The following is a 2,369-nucleotide window of genomic DNA, read 5'->3' as shown; positions in this document are numbered from 1 at the left end:
TTCAAGGCGTTGCGGAATGTCGATATCCGCGACATGCCTGGGTTTGTAGTCTTTGTCGGTGCCAACGGCACCGGCAAGTCCACCTTGATCGACGTTTTCAGTTTCCTCAAGGATTGCCTCAAGGACAATGCCCGCGCCGCCTTCGACCGGCGCGGGGGCTTTCGTCAGGTTCGGTCAAGCGGGGCTGGAGAGGCCGAGACGATCCTGATCGAACTCAAGATCGACCTGGATTTCCGCAGCGAGGACAAGCGTCGCATAGTTACCTACGCGGTCGAGTTCGCCGCGGATGGTCCGAAAGTCGTGGTCAAGCGCGAGCTTCTGCACTGGAAACGCGGCAGTTACGGTCGGCCGTTCCACTTCATCGACTTCCGTCGCGGGCAAGGCGTTGCCATTGCCGAGAGCTTCGATGCCTTCGACACCGAGGTGCAGGATGCCGACCTTGTGCGCGAGGAACAGGCGCTGGACCGGCCCGACCTTCTGGCGCTCAAGGGACTTGGACAGTTCCGTCGGTTCGACGCGGCAAGCCAGTTGCGAGACCTGATAGAGAACTGGACGGTCAGCGATTTCCATATCACCGAGGCCCGACGCGAGCCGGATGTGGCGCCCGCCGAGCATCTCAGCCCCTCTGGGGACAACCTGGCGCTCTACGCCCAGTATTTGCGTGAGTATCACCCCGAGGTTTACGACAAGATCGTGCGGGCCATGGCCGAGCGCGTGCCCGGAATTGGAGACGTAGTCCCTGAGCCCACGGGCGATGGACGAGTGCTGCTGCGTTTCAGGGACCAGAGCTTCGAGGACGGGTTCATCGCCCGCCTTGTCTCGGACGGAACGATCAAGATGTTTGCCTATCTGGCTCTGCTCCACGATCCCGACCCGCATCCGCTCTTGTGTATTGAAGAGCCTGAGAACCAACTCTACCCCAGCCTGATGGGCGTGCTGGCCGAGGAATTCGCAGCCTATGCCGAACGGCGGCGAGGAGCGGCACAGGTCTTCGTGACCACGCATTCGCCGGACTTCCTGAACGCGGTTCCGCTCGGGTCGATCTACTGGCTGCGCAAGGACGGCGGTTACACGCAAGTTCAGCGCGCGGCCGACGATCCACAGCTCGTCGATTTCGTCCAAGAGGGCGACAAGCCGGGATGGCTCTGGCGGCAGGGTCTGTTCAAGGGGGCCAATCCCTGATGCTCGTGATCCTGACGGAAGAGGAGTCGATGGAGATCACCCTGCGCGAAATCTTGCGGCGCCTGGGAGTGGTCGAGTTCCAGATCATCACCTTCCAGGGGGTCGGCGATCTGGAGGCATCGCTCACAACAAAGATCAAAGCCTGGCGCGATCCCCACGCCCGATTTCTTGTCATCCGCGACAACGACAACGGCAATTGCGAGGCCCGAAAGAAGCGTTTGTCAGAAATGATCAGGGCCGCCGGAGGCACCAAACCTGCAAAGATACGCCTCGTCATGCAGGAGCTCGAAGCATGGTTTCTGGCCGATCCGGAGGCGCTCGAGAATGCCGGCTACCTCAAACCGGGCAGCCGACCCGCTCTTCTGCGCGACCCGGAAAACCATCAAAGGCCGGTCGATGCCCTTCGGAAACTTGACCCCGCATACCAAAAGGGACTTGGCGCGCGCCGGATCGCCCCGTATCTCGACCCCGACCGCAACACTGCCGCAAGCTTTCACGCCACAATCCAGGCTATCCGCGACCTGACCGCAGCCTGAGGAGACGCAACCATGGACAAGTTCACCAAACTCACCGGCATCGCGGCGCCCTTGCCACTGGTCAATGTCGATACCGACATGATCATCCCCAAGCAGTTCCTGAAAACGATCAAGCGCACGGGGCTGGGGGTGAACCTCTTCTACGAGATGCGCTATGACGAACAGGGCAACGAGATCGCGGATTTCGTGCTGAACCAGCCCGCCTACCGGCAGGCGGAAATCCTGATCGCGGGCGACAATTTCGGCTGCGGCTCGTCGCGGGAACATGCGCCCTGGGCGATCCGGGATTTCGGCATCCGCTGCATCGTGGCGCCCGGTTTCGCCGACATTTTCTTCAACAACTGCTTCAAGAACGGGATCCTTCCGGTCGTGCTGCCGCAGGAAACCGTCGACATCCTGATGAAGGATGCCGAGAAGGGTGCGAACGCGCGGATGACCGTCGATCTGGAGAGCCAGACGATCACCACCTCGGACGGGCAGGAGATCGCCTTCGAGGTTGATCCGTTCCGCAAGCACTGCCTGCTCGAGGGGCTCGACGACATCGGCCTGACGCTGGAGAAGGCCCCGGCGATTGCCGCCTTCGAGTCGCGGATGGCGCAGGAACGGCCCTGGGTCTGAGCATGTATCCGGCTGCCCTGCTTCGGGTGGCGG

3 protein-coding genes are annotated in these 2,369 nt (G+C 61.7%); all 3 read left to right on the top strand.

The window, feature by feature from the left end; genetic code table 11:
* A partial coding sequence (locus ENN83_RS03550; RefSeq protein WP_287184192.1) for an AAA family ATPase occupies positions 1-1,182 on the top strand: 1,182 nt, incomplete at its 5' end.
* Entirely contained in the window at positions 1,182-1,718 is a 537-nt protein-coding gene (locus tag ENN83_RS03545; RefSeq protein WP_287184190.1) for a DUF4276 family protein, read from the top strand. The genes ENN83_RS03550 and ENN83_RS03545, both read left to right, overlap by 1 nt.
* A 12-nt stretch (positions 1,719-1,730) precedes the next feature.
* Complete coding sequence (leuD, locus tag ENN83_RS03540) at positions 1,731-2,336, top strand: 3-isopropylmalate dehydratase small subunit (protein WP_287184188.1); 606 nt, start codon at positions 1,731-1,733, stop codon at positions 2,334-2,336.
* The last annotated feature ends 33 nt before the right edge of the window (positions 2,337-2,369 follow it).

This window comes from Rhodovulum sp. (assembly GCF_011048875.1).
In the GTDB taxonomy this organism is placed as follows: domain Bacteria; phylum Pseudomonadota; class Alphaproteobacteria; order Rhodobacterales; family Rhodobacteraceae; genus Rhodovulum; species Rhodovulum tesquicola.
The sequence above is the reverse complement of the archived record's forward strand: the minus strand, read 5'-3'. Positions and strand labels throughout refer to the sequence as shown.